The sequence below is a fragment of the Ruegeria sp. H6 genome (assembly GCF_056532975.1).
The window spans coordinates 276,429-291,147 of the sequence record NZ_JBQFOA010000003.1 but is presented as its reverse complement, the minus strand read 5'-3'; the positions used below and the strand labels follow the sequence as shown (position 1 = coordinate 291,147).

14 protein-coding genes are annotated in these 14,719 nt (G+C 56.8%); 8 read left to right on the top strand and 6 right to left on the bottom strand.

What is annotated here, in order from left to right; all coding sequences use genetic code 11:
- The first annotated feature begins 105 nt into the window (after positions 1-105).
- Entirely contained in the window at positions 106-513 is a 408-nt protein-coding gene (locus ACR0AG_RS09190) for a fluoride efflux transporter FluC (protein WP_480838017.1), read from the top strand.
- Entirely contained in the window at positions 510-872 is a 363-nt protein-coding gene (gene crcB, locus ACR0AG_RS09185; protein ID WP_480838015.1) for a fluoride efflux transporter CrcB, read from the top strand. Before ACR0AG_RS09190 ends, crcB begins: the two co-directional genes overlap by 4 nt.
- On the opposite strand, the gene ACR0AG_RS09180 is transcribed toward crcB, so the two are convergent.
- From ACR0AG_RS09180 to ACR0AG_RS09155, 6 genes are read right to left on the bottom strand one after another with little or no spacing between them, the layout of a single operon-like run.
- Positions 869-2,392, bottom strand: coding sequence for a DHA2 family efflux MFS transporter permease subunit (locus tag ACR0AG_RS09180; RefSeq protein WP_480838013.1), 1,524 nt, complete (start codon positions 2,390-2,392; stop codon positions 869-871). The genes crcB and ACR0AG_RS09180 overlap by 4 nt on opposite strands.
- Positions 2,389-3,372, bottom strand: a complete 984-nt coding sequence (locus ACR0AG_RS09175; RefSeq protein ID WP_480838011.1) for an HlyD family secretion protein — start codon at positions 3,370-3,372, stop codon at positions 2,389-2,391. The genes ACR0AG_RS09180 and ACR0AG_RS09175 overlap by 4 nt, the downstream gene beginning before the upstream one ends.
- 21 nt (positions 3,373-3,393) lie before the next feature.
- The gene (locus ACR0AG_RS09170) at positions 3,394-3,720 is read right to left on the bottom strand and encodes a cytochrome o ubiquinol oxidase subunit IV (RefSeq protein WP_480838009.1); all 327 of its coding nucleotides are present in this window, start codon (positions 3,718-3,720) and stop codon (positions 3,394-3,396) included.
- On the bottom strand, positions 3,713-4,345 hold the full coding sequence (locus tag ACR0AG_RS09165) for a cytochrome c oxidase subunit 3 (protein WP_480838007.1): 633 nt from the start codon (positions 4,343-4,345) through the stop codon (positions 3,713-3,715). Before ACR0AG_RS09165 ends, ACR0AG_RS09170 begins: the two co-directional genes overlap by 8 nt.
- A complete protein-coding gene (locus tag ACR0AG_RS09160) occupies positions 4,342-6,432 on the bottom strand; it encodes a cbb3-type cytochrome c oxidase subunit I (protein ID WP_480838005.1) in 2,091 nt (696 codons plus the stop codon). The genes ACR0AG_RS09165 and ACR0AG_RS09160 overlap by 4 nt, the downstream gene beginning before the upstream one ends.
- Positions 6,429-7,292, bottom strand: coding sequence for a cytochrome ubiquinol oxidase subunit II (locus ACR0AG_RS09155; RefSeq protein WP_480838003.1), 864 nt, complete (start codon positions 7,290-7,292; stop codon positions 6,429-6,431). Before ACR0AG_RS09155 ends, ACR0AG_RS09160 begins: the two co-directional genes overlap by 4 nt.
- Between ACR0AG_RS09155 and ACR0AG_RS09150 the strand changes: the two genes are divergently transcribed.
- The 6 genes from ACR0AG_RS09150 to ACR0AG_RS09125 all read left to right on the top strand — a co-directional run bounded on the left by ACR0AG_RS09150 (position 7,291) and on the right by ACR0AG_RS09125 (position 14,516).
- On the top strand, positions 7,291-7,512 hold the full coding sequence (locus tag ACR0AG_RS09150) for a hypothetical protein (RefSeq protein ID WP_480838001.1): 222 nt from the start codon (positions 7,291-7,293) through the stop codon (positions 7,510-7,512). The two genes, ACR0AG_RS09155 and ACR0AG_RS09150, sit on opposite strands and share 2 nt — an antisense overlap.
- 33 nt (positions 7,513-7,545) lie before the next feature.
- Positions 7,546-8,781, top strand: a complete 1,236-nt coding sequence (locus tag ACR0AG_RS09145; RefSeq protein WP_480838157.1) for a lytic murein transglycosylase — start codon at positions 7,546-7,548, stop codon at positions 8,779-8,781.
- Between the two features lie 366 nt (positions 8,782-9,147).
- The gene (locus ACR0AG_RS09140) at positions 9,148-10,776 is read left to right on the top strand and encodes a peptide ABC transporter substrate-binding protein (protein ID WP_480837999.1); all 1,629 of its coding nucleotides are present in this window, start codon (positions 9,148-9,150) and stop codon (positions 10,774-10,776) included.
- Between the two features lie 66 nt (positions 10,777-10,842).
- Positions 10,843-11,766 (top strand): oligopeptide ABC transporter permease OppB, encoded by a 924-nt coding sequence (gene oppB, locus ACR0AG_RS09135; RefSeq protein ID WP_480837997.1) that lies wholly within the window; start codon positions 10,843-10,845, stop codon positions 11,764-11,766.
- Positions 11,767-11,779: 13 nt separating this feature from the next.
- The gene (locus tag ACR0AG_RS09130; RefSeq protein ID WP_480837995.1) at positions 11,780-12,709 is read left to right on the top strand and encodes an ABC transporter permease subunit; all 930 of its coding nucleotides are present in this window, start codon (positions 11,780-11,782) and stop codon (positions 12,707-12,709) included.
- Position 12,710: 1 nt separating this feature from the next.
- Positions 12,711-14,516, top strand: coding sequence for an ABC transporter ATP-binding protein (locus ACR0AG_RS09125; protein WP_480837993.1), 1,806 nt, complete (start codon positions 12,711-12,713; stop codon positions 14,514-14,516).
- Positions 14,517-14,719: the final 203 nt, after the last annotated feature.

The following is a 14,719-nucleotide window of genomic DNA, read 5'->3' as shown; positions in this document are numbered from 1 at the left end:
TAAAATCTTTGAACCCTCGAACTCGTGATTACCGTCCGCAGGTTGATCCGGCCCAAAGCACGCGATATCCCAATGAATAACCGGGGCTCAGCGGGACAGAATGAAGTGGCAAGATCGGCGCCTGCACAAAAGCACTCGGTTCTCATGTATGGGGCGGTCTTTGTTGGCGGTGCGGCGGGGTCATTGCTGCGCGAAGCGTTTTCCCTGGCCATACCCGGACTGCCCTTGATCACCGCTACTTTCGGCATCAATGTTGCTGCGTGCTTTATACTCGGCTGGCTATTTGCGGTCAGACACAGGGTTCATGCGCATGTTTTGCATTTGGGGGCTGTTGGGTTTTGCGGCGGTTTGTCGACCTTTTCTTCCTTCGTCCTGGAACTTGAAAAGATCGCAACAGACACAGGCTGGGGTGTCATCGTGGCCATTGCCGCAGAGATCAGCGCCGGTCTTGCAGCCGCCTTTCTGGGCGAAGCCATCGGCCGCCGATATCGTTCCGACAGGCGGCAGGGATGAGCGAGTTCTACCTGCACGCCATGTTTGGTTTAGGCGGTGGTCTGGGTGCCGTCCTGCGACATTGGATTGCGCTGCGCATTACGCATGATTTCCCTTATTCCACCTTGATCGTGAATGTATTGGGCAGTTTCCTGCTGGGTTTGTGGGTTTCGACCTTGGGCGGGCCCGGCAGTATCGGTGAGGAAGAACAGCGTCTGGTCCTGGGGTTTTGTGGCGGGTTCACCACGTTCTCAAGCTTTGCCTATCAGTCCCTGCAGTTGCACCGGGATCATTCAGTGATTCACGCGGCAGGGAATATTCTGTCCAGCCTTGTCCTGTGCTGGCTGGCCCTATGGCTGGGGCTAAGGGTTGCGGGCTAATGGGCCGCGACCGGGGCCGTGGCACCGGGCTTTGCCGCCTTGCAAAAGAACAACAGCGGTATTGTCGCCAATGCCAGCAGCCCGAGATTGTTGAAAACAGTCAGGTACGAAATCAGCTCGGCCTGACGGGCGATCTCTTGCCCCAGAAAGGCTGCGCCTTCTGCGCTATCAGGCGTCAGGCCCAGCGGTTGCAAATAGGCCTGAGCAGCCGGGTTATAAGGGGTCACATTATGGCTCAGAACCGCTGTGTTGGTCTGCATGCCCCGCACCAGCCATGTGCCGACCAATGAAATACCAACGGATGACCCCAGTTGGCGCGTCACGTTGAACAGGCCAGAGGCTTCATCCTGTCGGGTTTTTGTAATGCTTTCAAAGGCCAGGATCGACATCGGCACAAATACCAGCCCCATGCCCAGCCCGCTTATGGCTCCGGGCCAGGCCAGTTGCCAAAACCCGGCGTTCAGGTTCAGCGCACCCAGCATGAAATTCCCGATTGCAGTCAAGAGCATGCCGATGCCCGCCAGCACTCGGGGATCAAAGCGCGTGACCAGCAGTGCGCCGGTGCCCACCATGGAAATCCCAGCCGCAATGCCGCGGGGAATGAACAGATGACCGGATTCGATCACGGGATAATCGAGCAGGCTTTGTACAAAGGTCGGCAAAATGGCGATGCCGCCAAACAATGAGATCGCAAACCCGGCAATGACAAGGTTGCAAAGCGCAAAATTACGATCCGCGAACAAGCGTAGATCGACGATCGGAGATTTTGAGGCGAGCGCATGGACGACAAAGGCAATCGCTCCGATGACAGACGCCAGCACCGCGATTTGTATCAGATGCGAGGTCAGCCAATCCATGGTTTCGCCCTGATCCAGAACGAATTGCAGGCATCCGATGCCCAAGGCCAGCATAGCCAGACCTTTCCAATCGATCACCACGTCTTCCGTCTGGTCCTCGGGCAGCTCACCTGCCAATAGCAAGAGCGCCATCGCCGCCACGGGAAGGTTCACAAAGAAAACCATCCGCCACGAAAAATACTCGGTCAGAAGCGCGCCGATTGTGGGACCCAGAACGGGGGCCACAACAACGCCCAAGCCAAAGACGGCCATGGCCTGCCCCCGCTTTTCGCGCGGGAACGCATCAAACAGGATGGATTGCGAAAGCGGGATCAGGAAGGCGCCGAACATGCCCTGGGCCAGTCGGAATGCAACGATGGTTTGAAGGCTCCAGGACAGACCACACAGAACGGACATGGCGGCGAACCCGGTCACGGCCGTCAGGATCAATCGCCTGCGTCCGACCTTACGGGCCACAAACCCGGTCAGCGGCATCACCACCACGGCCGTTACGATATAGCTGGTGAGGATCCAGGTCGCTTGGTCGGTGGTAGCTCCAAACGCAGCCTGGATATGCGGCAAGGCAACGTTGACAATGGTGCTGTCGAGCACTTCGAGTATGGCGCTGAGAACGACGGCGATCACGATCACCGGATTGACGCGGCTGACCGCCGTCGCCGTCATTTAGAAGCCTGTGCGCCGGTTGTATCCACCACTACTTTGCTGCTGCCGCCGACCCTGAGCGGCGCATCGGTGGGATCAAGTTCGATCCGCACGGGAAAGCGGCGCGTGACTTTGACCCAATTGCCGCTGGCATTCTCGGAGGGCAACAGAGAAAACGTATCCCCGGATCCGCGCCCAATCGACGCCACGCGCCCCTTCAGGTTGATACCCGGCAACATGTCAATCTGAACACGCACCGATTGGCCGGGCCGAATGCGAGGCAAAGCGGTTTCTTTGAAATTGGCATCGATCCACCACTCGGATGCTTCGACAATGGAAAACTGGGGGGCGTTCGCGGAAACCGAAGACCCCGGACGCAATGTTAGGTTGGCGATCCATCCGTCTGCTGGGGCAGACACTTTGGCCCACGCAAGATCCGCCTTGGCAATCTCAAGCTGCGCCTTTGAGGACAAAACGTTGTCCTCTCTGGCTTCAAGCCCGCTTTGCAGGGCTGAAAGCTCGGCGCGGCTGGTCGTCAGGCGAGCCGTGGCCTGCGCAAATTCAGAGGTGGTCTGGTCCAATGATGCCTGCGCTAAGTCGCCATTGGAGAACAGCGCCTTGGCCCGTTCCAGATTTTTCTGCGCTGTTTCAAAGGATGACTGACTGCTGTCCACTGCGGCTTGAGCGGCTGTGATCTGACGCGAAAAGGCCTTGGCCTGCTGCGTAGCGCTGTCCATATTGGCTTGCGCCTGATCGACGGCTGCTTTGAATTGTGTCGGATCAATCAAAAACAGCAGATCACCTGCTTTGACGTATTGATTTTCAGCCACCAAGACCTCGGACACCTGTCCGGTGACCTGAGCGGCCACGTAGATGATATTGGCCCCGACATACGCGTCGCGGGTCGACGGATACCGCTCCTCATGCCGCCAATATAATGTAAGCCCAACCGCGATGGCGGCCAGCAGGCCGATGGCGGCGACCAGTTTCAGAGATTTCATAGCGATCTCCTTCTTTGGCGATCACATTGCGTGCATATGCATCCGAATGGCCAGATTGCCCAAGATCCAAACGGTACCAAGGATGATGATCAGCAGCACAAGCGTTGAAAACAGGACCAGATCCAGATCTTCGCGGCTGCTGCGTCGCCGATCGATATGCAGAAAGTAAACCAATTGCACGATCAACTGCGCCAGCCCCAAAAGGCCGATGGTCAGATAAACGCCGGGTGTTTCGATCCCCCATCGATGGGCGATGAAGAACACGCACAGCGTCAAAAACAGGGAACCGCCGTACCCGATGATGTATCGGCGCCGTTCGCGGCGGTGCATCTCGGTCCGTCTATCCATAGGCAAGCCCTCCGAAATAAACGATGGTGATGATGCCGATCCAAATCAGGTCGAGAAAGTGCCAAAACAGAGCCAAACGCACTACGCGTGAGATAACCAGGTCCGTCATGCCCATGACACGCAGCTGAATGCCCAGAACGATCAGCCACAGACACCCGGCGGCGACGTGCAGCCCATGCAAGGGCACAAGACCGTAATAGGCCGATAAAAAGCCGCTGCGCTGGGGAACACCACCTTGTGCCGCCATGTTCATGAAATCCCGGATTTCGAGCACCAGGAAACAGATGCCCAAAACAAGCGTAACCCCGAACCACAAAATGATCCGGGCACGTGGCAGGTTGTATTTAAGCGCCAGCATGGCCAGACCAACCGTCAGGCTGCTGGTCAACAGGATCATTGTCTGGGCAAAGATACTTTTCAGATCGAACAGCTCATGGGGGCCTGGGCCGCCCGCCTGTGCATCGATCATGGTGATATAGATGGCAAACATCAGCCCGAAATAGACCAGATCGCTCATCAAAAAGACCCAAAAGCCAAAGGTCACAACCTCGGACACTTTGTGGGCACTGGCGTGGCCTTCACCCAGATTGATGCCGGGATAGCTGTGGGTCGGCGCGCGTTTCATGTCACAACCTCCATATCCGGGCGGGCGAGGCCGACATTTTCCGGCGCCTCTTCGTGATCACGGTCAACAGCCCGAGCCGCGTGCACAAGGGCTAACCAGGCCTCGTGTTCTTTTCGGACATCCTCGGCCGGGATGATGATTTCGTTGCTGGTGTCAAAACTCCACACGATGATCGACAGAATGATCAACACGGTCATCAACGCGGCCAACCACCAGATCCACCAGACCAGCGCAAACATCCAGACACCGCTGAGGACACACAGGATGAAGCCAATCCCGGTGTTGCGCGGCATTTCGATATCTTCGTAGGCATCGGGGGTCGGGTAAGCGTCACCGCGTTCCTTGGCGGCAGCAAAGTCATCGCGATCCGTCACCTTGGGAATGATGGCAAAATTATAGGGTGGCGGCGGCGCTGGGATCGACCATTCCAAAGTGCGCGCATCCCACGGGTCGCCCACAGGGACGCGGGTCTTCTCGCGGTCTCGAATGCTGACCCAAAGCTGTACCAGCACAGACAAAAGCGCCGACAGAATGACCAGCGCACCCAGCATCGCAACGATCATGAAGGGGTGGAAGCTTGGATCCTCCCAGCTAAACGACCGACGCGGCATCCCCATGAGGCCGACGAAATACAAGGGCAGGAAGGTCAGCATGAAACCAACCGTCCACAAACCGACGCTGACGCGACCCCAGAACTCGTTCAGGCGGAAGCCGAATGCCTTAGGGAACCAGTAGTTGTATCCAGCCAGCAAGCCAAACAGCACACCCGGCAGCAACACATTATGGAAATGGGCCACAAGGAACAGGGTGTTGTGGACCTGATAGTCGACGGTCGGGTTTGCCAGGATCACACCGGACAAGCCGCCAATGACGAACAACATCAAAAAGGCAAGACCATACAGCATCGGAACCGTGAACCTGATCCGCCCGCGCCACAGGGTCGCCATCCAGTCATAGACCTTCACACCGGTCGGGATCGCAATCAGCATCGTTGCAATCCCGAACACCGCATTGATCAGGGCGCTTTGACCCATCGTGAAGAAATGGTGCAGCCAAACCGTAAAGGACATCACCGCAATCGACATGGTCGCGATGACCAGCGAATTGTAACCGTAGAGCCGCTTGGCCGAGAAGGTCGCGAATATCTCGGAATAGATCCCATAGGCGGGCAGGACCAACAGATAGACCTCGGGGTGACCGAAGAGCCAGAACAGGTTGGCATAGTTCATCATGTTGCCGCCAAGGTCATTGGTGAAGAAGTGGAAATCCAGATAGCGGTCGGCGGCCAGTAACAGGGCCGCAACGCCCAAGGGCGGCATTGCGAACACGATCAGGATCGAACTGCAGATGATCGTCCAGCAATACATCGGCAGCCGCATGAATTTCATGCCCGGTGCCCGCATCTTGTAGATCGTGACCGCAAAATTGATCCCTGTCAGTGACGTGCCAACACCGGATACCACGATAGCCCAAATCCAGTAATCCGGCCCGACACCCGGGTTGAATGCGGCACCGGTATAGGGCGGGTAAGCTGTCCACCCGCCGGTCGAGAACCGCCCTACGACCAATGACACCATCAACATCATCCCCGCCGACACCGTCAGGCCCAGGCTGATCTGGTTCAAGCGTGGAAAGGCCACGTCGCGGGCGCCGATCATCAACGGAACAAGAAAATTGGCCACTCCAAAGACAAAGGGAACAGCCACGAAAAATATCATGATCGTGCCATGGGTGCTGAACAGCTCAGCGAAGTGTTCAGCTTCAAGAAAACCATCACCGGGACCGGCGGCTTGCTGGGCGCGCATGACCACGCCCTCCAGCACTCCACGGGCCAGCATGACGATCGCAAATACGACATACATGATGCCGATCTTCTTGTGGTCGACGCTGGTCAGCCAATCACGCCAGAGCGGCCCCCAAAGCCGAAACCAGCTGAGCAGCCCGACAACGACAACAACGCCGACGATCACAATACTGGCCGCCACATTGGCGACGATCTCATTGGCGTTGGGGTCCTGGATCAGCCCCGCCATCGGGAACGCATCCCATGTCAGGCGACCAAAGATCCCGCTATCTGTGGATGTCATTGGCTGACTTCCTTCCCGAATTCAGGGGTTCCTGGCTGTTCGTTCAGAGGCAACGGTGTTCCGCTGTGATATCTGTGAAGAATGCTGTGAAACAAATCGCTGTCGTCCAGTTTGAAATACAAGGCGTTATCCGGCATTTGCGCGGTTCCCAATGCGGCTTGAACCTCATCCTGGTCGCTGCGCATGGCCAGCGTGCGATAGGTTGCGTCGTCCAGCGCGATGGCGTTGGCACGCACCTTTTCAACCCATGCCTCAAAATCCGCGCCGGTCATGGCCAGGGTCTGGAATTTCTGCTTGGTGAACCCACGCCCGTTATATTGCGTGTTTTCGCCCTGCATTGTGCCGGTCTCATCCGCAACCAGATGCAGCTGCGTGGTCATGCCGGGCATCGCATAGATCTGCCCTGCCAATGCCGGGATCATGAACGATTGCATCACCGTGTCCGTGGTCAGCGTCATTGCCACCTGCCGTTGGGTGGGAATGCCCAGTTCTCCGACACTGGCAATGCCCAATTCGGGATAGATAAACAACCATTTCCAATCCAGTCCGACAACCTGCACCTGCAAGGCAGGGCCTTCACCGAAGGATGTGGAATAGGGATCCAATCGGTGCGTCGACTTCCACAGGTAAAACGACAAGATCGCAACGATAAGAACCGGCACGCCCCACATTAGAAACTCCAGAGGTGCGGAAAAATCCCACCTTGGCGTGTATGCGGCGGAACTGCCGGTCCGTCGCCGATACCTTATGGCAAGCAACGGGACCAGAACCAACACAGGAACCACAGCCAACAGAATCAAGAAAGTCGCCCGGATCAGGTGCGACTTCTGGACAGCCGCAATCGGCCCTTGTGGGTCCATGAAACTGTCGCTGGCAAATGCGAACTGCGTCGTTGCAAAAAGAGTTAAGAGCACTGCCCCCACGACTTTAGATACAGGACCTATCCTGAATGCGATCACGCCTGCTCATCCTCTTGTCTGGTCGGTTCAGGTCAACTATCGGCAGAGTCATACAAATTCTCAAGGAGTTTTGCGACAGGTCATGTTTTCTGCAGTCACAACCGGCACCAAAGATGGTTGACTTGCCAAAGCTTGCAACCGAATGCTGAAGTTGATGATCAAAGCCCTGCTCACCTTCCTGTTCTGCGCGTTCGCAACAACCACCTGGGCGCAAAACCGCGCGGCGGTCGAACAACAGTTTCGGCAATGGCTGGAACAGACGGTCTGGCCCATGGCCCAAGCCCATGGCGTGTCGCGGCAGACGATGGATCAAGCCTTAGCCGGCGCTTCACTAAATTGGGACCTTCCGGGGTTGGTGCCCCCCGGGACCAAAGGCAAGACGCCCAAAAAGCAGAAACAAGCCGAATTCGGCGCGCCCGAACGGTATTTCAATAAGGGATCGGTTCAAGGCGCGACCTCTGTCGGGCGCAAAATGGCCAATCGCCACAAAAATGTGCTTGCTCAGGTCGAGGCAAAAACTGGCGTGCCCGCACGCATTCTTCTGGCTATTTGGGGCCGGGAAAGCGGCTACGGCCAGGTGCCGATCCGCCACGATGCGTTCGAAGTTCTTGCAACCAAGGGGTTTATGAGCACCCGTTCGGCATATTTTACCGAAGAACTGGTCGCCGCCCTGCAGATCGTGCAGGCGGGCCATATATCTAACACAAGGATGAAAAGCAGTTGGGCGGGCGCTTTGGGTCAGCCTCAGTTCATGCCGTCCAGCTTTCTCACCTATGCTGCGGACGGGAATGGCGATGGCCGGGCCGATATCTGGGCCTCGCCCGAAGACACACTGGCGTCCATCGGCAATTACCTGGCTCAACACGGATGGGTTGAAGGCCGCGATTGGGGATTTGAGGTCCGTGTCCCCGACACGATCTCATGTGCCTTGGAGGGCCCTGATCAGGGCCGAGCGATCCGCGATTGGGTCGACATGGGCATTGAACGGGTTTCCGGCCGTCCCTTCCCGGATCACGAATTCAACGCCGAAGGGTATCTTTTGATGCCGGCAGGTCGGCATGGACCCGCCTTTATAGTGACGCCAAACTTCTATGTGTTGAAAGACTACAACACCAGCGACCTTTACGCGCTGTTCGTCGGTCACGTAGGGGACCGAATCCAATACGGTGTTGACGACTTTGCCGAACGATGGGGCGAAATTGACGCTCTCTACCGGTCTGACATTGCCAGCATGCAGCGCGCCCTTGAACAACAAGGGCACGATGTCGGAGGAGCGGATGGTCTGCCGGGGTTCAAGACCCGCCGTTCGATCGGCAGGTGGCAAGAGGCCAGCGGCCTCGCACCAACCTGCTTTCCCAAAGCCTCGATGAAGACGCAATTGATACCGTAAGCAAGGTTGATTCGGTCCCGGCGACCAAATCCGCTCAACCCTGGCATGTGGGCCCGCTTGGCAATCATGATGCCTGCGCCAAAGGTTTCACAACTTTGTTTCATAGAAAAACGCCGTTACGTTTTTTCTGGCAACCGACCAATATTCTTGCGTCGAACGCTTCCCCAAGTCTCAAAAAGATGCAAACTTTGCGACAGTGAAAGCTAAATTTCGCAATTGGTTCTCCGTTTCAGTGCCGAGTGTTCGCGGCCTCAAATGATCTGTCTGCCGTGATCCTGATCAATAAAACGACCCTAATTTTGTCTTAAGCACAAAAGCGGTTTTTTTGCTGCAATGGCCAGAACCTACAACTTTGGGAGATCAAAAATGAACAGAACAATCCGAACATCGCTGGCAGGGCTCTTGTGCTCGACCTTTATTGCTGGTGCAGGCTTTGCGGCGGGCACGCATCCGAAAACGGGCGAAGCCCTGGCTGACGACCAGACCTTCACCTACCGAATTCTTGACGAACATACGTCGGTCGATCCACAGGTTGTCGAAGACGTTTCCGGTGCCGAAATCGTACGCGACCTGTTTGAAGGTCTGATGAACCAGGATGAGAACGGAAACCTGGTTCCTGGTGTTGCCACCGAATACACCGCCAACGATACCAAAGACGTTTACACCTTTACTTTGCGCGACAACGCCAAATGGTCAAACGGCGATCCGGTGACCGCGGGCGATTTCGTCTATGCCTGGAAACGTGCCGTCGATCCTGAATTATCTTCGCCCTACGCCTGGTTCATGGAACTGATGTCGATCGAAAACGCCGCCGACATCATTGCTGGCGACAAACCGATTGATGAGCTGGGCGTCAAAGCGATTGATGACCACACCTTGGAAGTCCGCCTGAGCGCGCCGCTGCCGTACTTCCCGCAGATGACCACTCATTCGACCACCTTCCCTGCACCGCAGAAAGTGATTGAGGCGCATGGTGATGCCTGGACCCGTCCCGAAAACATCGTCTCGAACGGTGCCTATGTCCTGACCGAACATCTGCCGCAGGAACGCTCGGTTCGTGAACGCAATGAGATGTACTGGGACAACGACAACACCATCATCGACAAAGTTGTTTCTCTGGTCATCAACGACGAAAACGTGGCTTTGACACGGTATTTGGCGGGTGAGTTGGACCGCACAGAGATACCAGCAGGTCAGTACCCACGGCTCAAGCAGGAACACCCGGAAGAAGCAATCAGCTTCCCGCGTCTGTGCAACTATTATTACACCTTCAACCTGACCGAAGACGGCCCCGAAGCCTTTAAGGATCCGAATATTCGCCAAGCTTTGTCGCTTGCCGTGGACCGGGCCATCATCACCGAGAAAGTGATGGCCGGCGGGCAACCCCAAGCCTACACGTTTGCGCCCGAAGCAACAGCTGGCTTTACCGTGCCGGATGTTGAAATGGCGTCGATGTCTCAGGCCGAGCGGGACGAGTTGGCCAAAGAACTATTGGCCGCTGCAGGGTACGGCCCGGATAACCCGCTGAGCTTTGAGATGGTGTACAACACCTCCGAGAACCACAAGAAGGTCGCCGTAGCGCTGAGCCAGATGTGGAAACAGAAACTGGGCGTGAATGCAGAACTGGCCAATATGGAATGGAAAGTGTTCCTGGAAGAGCGCGGCAATCAGAACTTTGATCTGGCCCGCGGCGCATGGTGTGGCGATTACAACGAAGCGTCCACCTTCCTTGACCTGCTTCAATCCGATTCCGGATATAACGACGGCAAATACAACAACGCCCGCGTGGACGAGCTGTTGGCCGAGGCCAAAACCTCGGACGATCCGGCGCCTCTTTACACCGAGGTTGAGCGGATCATCGCACAGGAAACCCCTGTTATCCCGATCTACCACTATGCCGGTGTCTATATGATGGACAGTGATGTCGGGAACTGGCCAGTCAACAATGTCGAGCAGAACTGGTACTCAAAAAACCTCTACAAGCTCGCCGAATAATCGTCATTGGACCACGCTCTGTCCCGGATCTTACCGGGGCAGAGCCAATAAATATGGGGGCATGAAATGCTTGCCTACAGTATCCGGCGATTGTTTGTTGCCGTTCCGACGATCCTTTTGCTGATCATCGCCTGTTTTTTTCTGATGCATGTCGCGCCTGGCGGCCCTTTCACCTCGGAGCGACCCCTGCCGCCGCAGGTTCTTGCCAATATCGAGGCGCGTTATGGGCTGGACCAACCGCTGTGGAAACAGCTTTGGGACTATCTCTACAATATCGTCGTGCATTTTGATTTTGGCCCGTCCTTCAAGTTCAAGGACCGGGATGTGAATGACATCATCGTGCAGGGCTTCCCGATCTCGCTGACCTATGGCTCGCTTTCGTTTCTGTTTGCGACCGCCGTTGGCGTCGCGCTGGGGATTGCCGCAGCAATCAAGCACAACAGCTGGATTGACTATTTTGCCGTGGGTCTGGGGATCGCGGCACAGGCGCTGCCGAACTTCATCATGGGCCCAATCCTGATCCTGACCTTCACGCTTTGGCTTGGATGGCTGCCGGGCGGGGGCTGGCATGGCGGACAATGGCAATATCTGGTCATGCCGGTCATCGCTCTTGCAACTTCTTACATGGGGTCGATCGCACGTATAACGCGGTCTTCAATGTTGGAGGTTCTGAACTCGAACTTCATCCGCACGGCACGCGCCAAGGGTCTGCCGACCAGAACCGTGATCTGGCGCCACGCACTCAAACCGACGCTGTTGCCGGTTGTGTCCTATCTTGGACCGGTCTTTGTCTATGTCCTGACCGGCTCGGTCTTTGTTGACATCTATTTTTCGACCGGCGGGTTGGGGCAGGCCTATGTGAACTCGGCGCTGTCGCGGGACTATTCGGTGCTGCTGGGGGTTACGATCCTTTATGGAGCACTGACCGTCATCGTGAACCTGCTGACCGACCTGGCCTATGCCTGGTTCGATCCGAAAATCCGGTACTGAAGGGAGGCTGATCATGCTTGGAAGATCTCAAAAAGCCGCTCATCTGGCCGAAGACGTCACCGACTATACCGTCATTCAGGGCCGTTCGCTGTGGCAGGACGCGCGGATGCGGTTTGTCCGCAACAAGGCCGCCATGGCCAGCGTGTTCATTCTGGGGGCGATCGTTCTGTTTACGATCATCGGCCCCTACTTTGCTGTCTGGAACAACGAAGAGATTGACTGGAACGTCATGGGTGACGTGCGCGGCATGGGCATGCCCTCGATCGAGACTGGACACTATTTCGGCGTCGATGATCTGGGGCGTGACCTTTACAGCCGCGTCATTCAGGCGACGACGACATCGCTGTTGGTGGGGCTGATCGGGGCGGCAACGGCGCTGATCGTGGGCACCTGCTATGGCATTGCCGCCGGTTACATTGGCGGGCGCACAGACAGCGTCATGATGAGGTTTGTCGATATTCTGCTGGCGATCCCCGCGACGTTGGTCATCATCCTGTTGCTGGTGGTCGCCGGGCGATCCTTTTTCATGCTGTTCATCGCGCTTGGCGCGGTGGGCTGGCTGACAATGGCTCGGATCGTGCGCGGCCAGACCCTGACCCTGAAAAACCGCGAGTTCATCGAAGCCGCCCGTGCCGCCGGTGTCAGCGAATTCACCATCATGTACCGCCATATATTACCGAACCTGCTGGGGGTGGTGATCGTCTATGCCTCGCTTCTGGTGCCCGAGATGATCCTGACTGAAAGCTTCATTTCGTTCCTGGGGCTTGGCATTTCGGAACCCTACACCTCACTCGGTCGTCTGATCGCCGAGGGGGCCGGCACCATGAGCTACGGCACCCTGTGGCAATTGCTGTACCCCCTGACCTTCTACGTCGCGATCATCATTTCCATGTTCTTCATCGGTGATGGTTTGCGCGACGCCCTGGACCCGAAGGATCGCTGACATGAGTTTGTTTTCCGTAAAAGACCTACATGTTCAGTTCGACACTCCGGATGGTGTGATCGAGGCGGTCAAAGGCACCAGTTTTGACATTAATCCCGGTGAATGCCTGGGCATCGTGGGCGAAAGCGGGTCAGGCAAAAGCCAGACCTTCATGGCGGCGATGGGATTGCTGCCGCCAGCCGGGTACGCATCCGGTTCGGTCCTGTTGAATGGGCATGAGATTCTGAATCTGCCGGTGAACAAGCTGAACCAGATCCGCGGCAGCGACGTTGGTATGATCTTTCAGGATCCCTTGACGGCGTTGACGCCTCATCTGCGGATCGGCCAGCAAATGCGAGAGGTGCTGCAGGTTCACGAGGGGCTGCAAGGCAATGCGGCCCGCGCGCGGTGTCTGGACTGGCTCAACCGTGTCCGCATCCCCGAAGCCGCGCGTCGGCTGGATCAGTACCCGCATGAGCTGTCGGGCGGGATGCGTCAGCGGGTGATGATCGCCATGTCGATGCTGTGCAATCCCAAACTGCTCATCGCGGATGAACCGACCACAGCGCTGGATGTGACGGTTCAGGCCGATATCCTCGACTTGATGGTGCGTCTGCAAAAAGACGAGGGGACAGCGATTGCCCTGATCACCCATGACATGGGCGTTGTTGCCCGCATGTGCGACCGCATTCAGGTAATGCGCATGGGAGAGTTTGTGGAGGCCGGAGATACCAGCGACATCTTCCGCGCGCCCAAACATGACTATACGCGGGCACTGCTTGAGGCGATGCCCCGCATTGATGCGGGTGATGCACCGAAGGCCTTGCAACAGGATGACGCTCCTCTGTTGAAGGTGGACGATGTCAAAGTGCACTTCCCCATCCATATCTCTGGAGGTTTGTTTGGCCGCAAAGTGCCGTTGAAGGCCGTCGATGGTGTCAGTTTCGAGATCCAAAAGGGGGAAACCCTTGGTGTGGTCGGCGAATCCGGGTGCGGCAAATCCACTTTGGCGCGGGCGGTTCTGCAACTGATCGAACCCAGCGCCGGGAATGTAAGCTGGCTGGGCAATCCTATCGTTGGACTTGGACGATCCGAGTTGAACAAGTACCGCAAGGACTTGCAGATCGTGTTTCAAGACCCCCTGGCCAGTCTTGATCCGCGTATGACGATTTCTGCGTCGATTGCCGAGCCGCTAAAGACCTACCGCCCCGATCTGACGGATCGGGAGCGCAAGGCTCTGGTGTCGGAAATGATGGAGCGGGTAGGCCTGAGCGCCAACATGATCAACCGCTACCCGCATGAGCTGTCCGGCGGTCAGAACCAACGCGTCGGCATCGCGCGGGCCATGATCAACAAACCAAAGCTGATCATCTGCGACGAGGCTGTCTCGGCCCTGGACGTGTCCATTCAGGCGCAGATCGTCGAATTGTTGCGAGAATTGCAACAAGAATTTGGCCTGTCGATGATATTTATCAGCCATGATTTGTCCGTCGTGCGCGCCATTTCGAACCGCATCATGGTGTTGTATCTGGGCCGTATCGTCGAGCTTGGCGATGGCGAGGTCATCTGCTCGGACCCGGTGCATCCCTATACGCAATCGCTGATCTCGGCAGTTCCGATACCGGACCCCGAAGTTGAGCGCAGCCGAACGCGGATAAAACTGCCCGGAGAGCTGCCCTCGCCCATGGATCCAAAGGCAGCACTTCGCTTTCTTCCCAGTCGCTTGTCGGCGGGGCAGACGGACTATGTTCCCAAGCTGAACGAGGTGGCGCCAGCGCATTTCGTGGCCGAGCATGATCCGCTGGAAAAAATCATGGCAAGCGCGTGAGGCAGGCATATGCAAAACGGGCAGCGGGCAAGTGTCGTTCAGGGTCGGCCTAGGTGGCTCAGTGGAGCTGTTCACAGACATTGCCGTCCCAGCTTGTTAACCGGGTGCATGTCACTTGTGCTTTTTTGACTCTGGCATCCGGGGGTGGCATTTTTATTCCTGAACTTGTCGCGCCCCACAGGAGCGGTTGATTGCCCGGGATT

Excerpts from the sequence above, each read along its gene's own strand:
- crcB (WP_480838015.1), top strand. The coding sequence starts at position 510 with ATGAGCGAGTTCTACCTGCACGCCATGTTTGGTTTAGGCGGTGGTCTG.
- ACR0AG_RS09180 (WP_480838013.1), bottom strand. The coding sequence starts at position 2,392 with ATGACGGCGACGGCGGTCAGCCGCGTCAATCCGGTGATCGTGATCGCC.
- ACR0AG_RS09175 (WP_480838011.1), bottom strand. The coding sequence starts at position 3,372 with ATGAAATCTCTGAAACTGGTCGCCGCCATCGGCCTGCTGGCCGCCATC.
- ACR0AG_RS09170 (WP_480838009.1), bottom strand. The coding sequence starts at position 3,720 with ATGGATAGACGGACCGAGATGCACCGCCGCGAACGGCGCCGATACATC.
- ACR0AG_RS09165 (WP_480838007.1), bottom strand. The coding sequence starts at position 4,345 with ATGAAACGCGCGCCGACCCACAGCTATCCCGGCATCAATCTGGGTGAA.
- ACR0AG_RS09160 (WP_480838005.1), bottom strand. The coding sequence starts at position 6,432 with ATGACATCCACAGATAGCGGGATCTTTGGTCGCCTGACATGGGATGCG.
- ACR0AG_RS09150 (WP_480838001.1), top strand. The coding sequence starts at position 7,291 with ATGAAACTGTCGCTGGCAAATGCGAACTGCGTCGTTGCAAAAAGAGTT.
- ACR0AG_RS09155 (WP_480838003.1), bottom strand. The coding sequence starts at position 7,292 with ATGGACCCACAAGGGCCGATTGCGGCTGTCCAGAAGTCGCACCTGATC.
- ACR0AG_RS09145 (WP_480838157.1), top strand. The coding sequence starts at position 7,546 with ATGATCAAAGCCCTGCTCACCTTCCTGTTCTGCGCGTTCGCAACAACC.
- ACR0AG_RS09140 (WP_480837999.1), top strand. The coding sequence starts at position 9,148 with ATGAACAGAACAATCCGAACATCGCTGGCAGGGCTCTTGTGCTCGACC.
- oppB (WP_480837997.1), top strand. The coding sequence starts at position 10,843 with ATGCTTGCCTACAGTATCCGGCGATTGTTTGTTGCCGTTCCGACGATC.
- ACR0AG_RS09130 (WP_480837995.1), top strand. The coding sequence starts at position 11,780 with ATGCTTGGAAGATCTCAAAAAGCCGCTCATCTGGCCGAAGACGTCACC.
- ACR0AG_RS09125 (WP_480837993.1), top strand. The coding sequence starts at position 12,711 with ATGAGTTTGTTTTCCGTAAAAGACCTACATGTTCAGTTCGACACTCCG.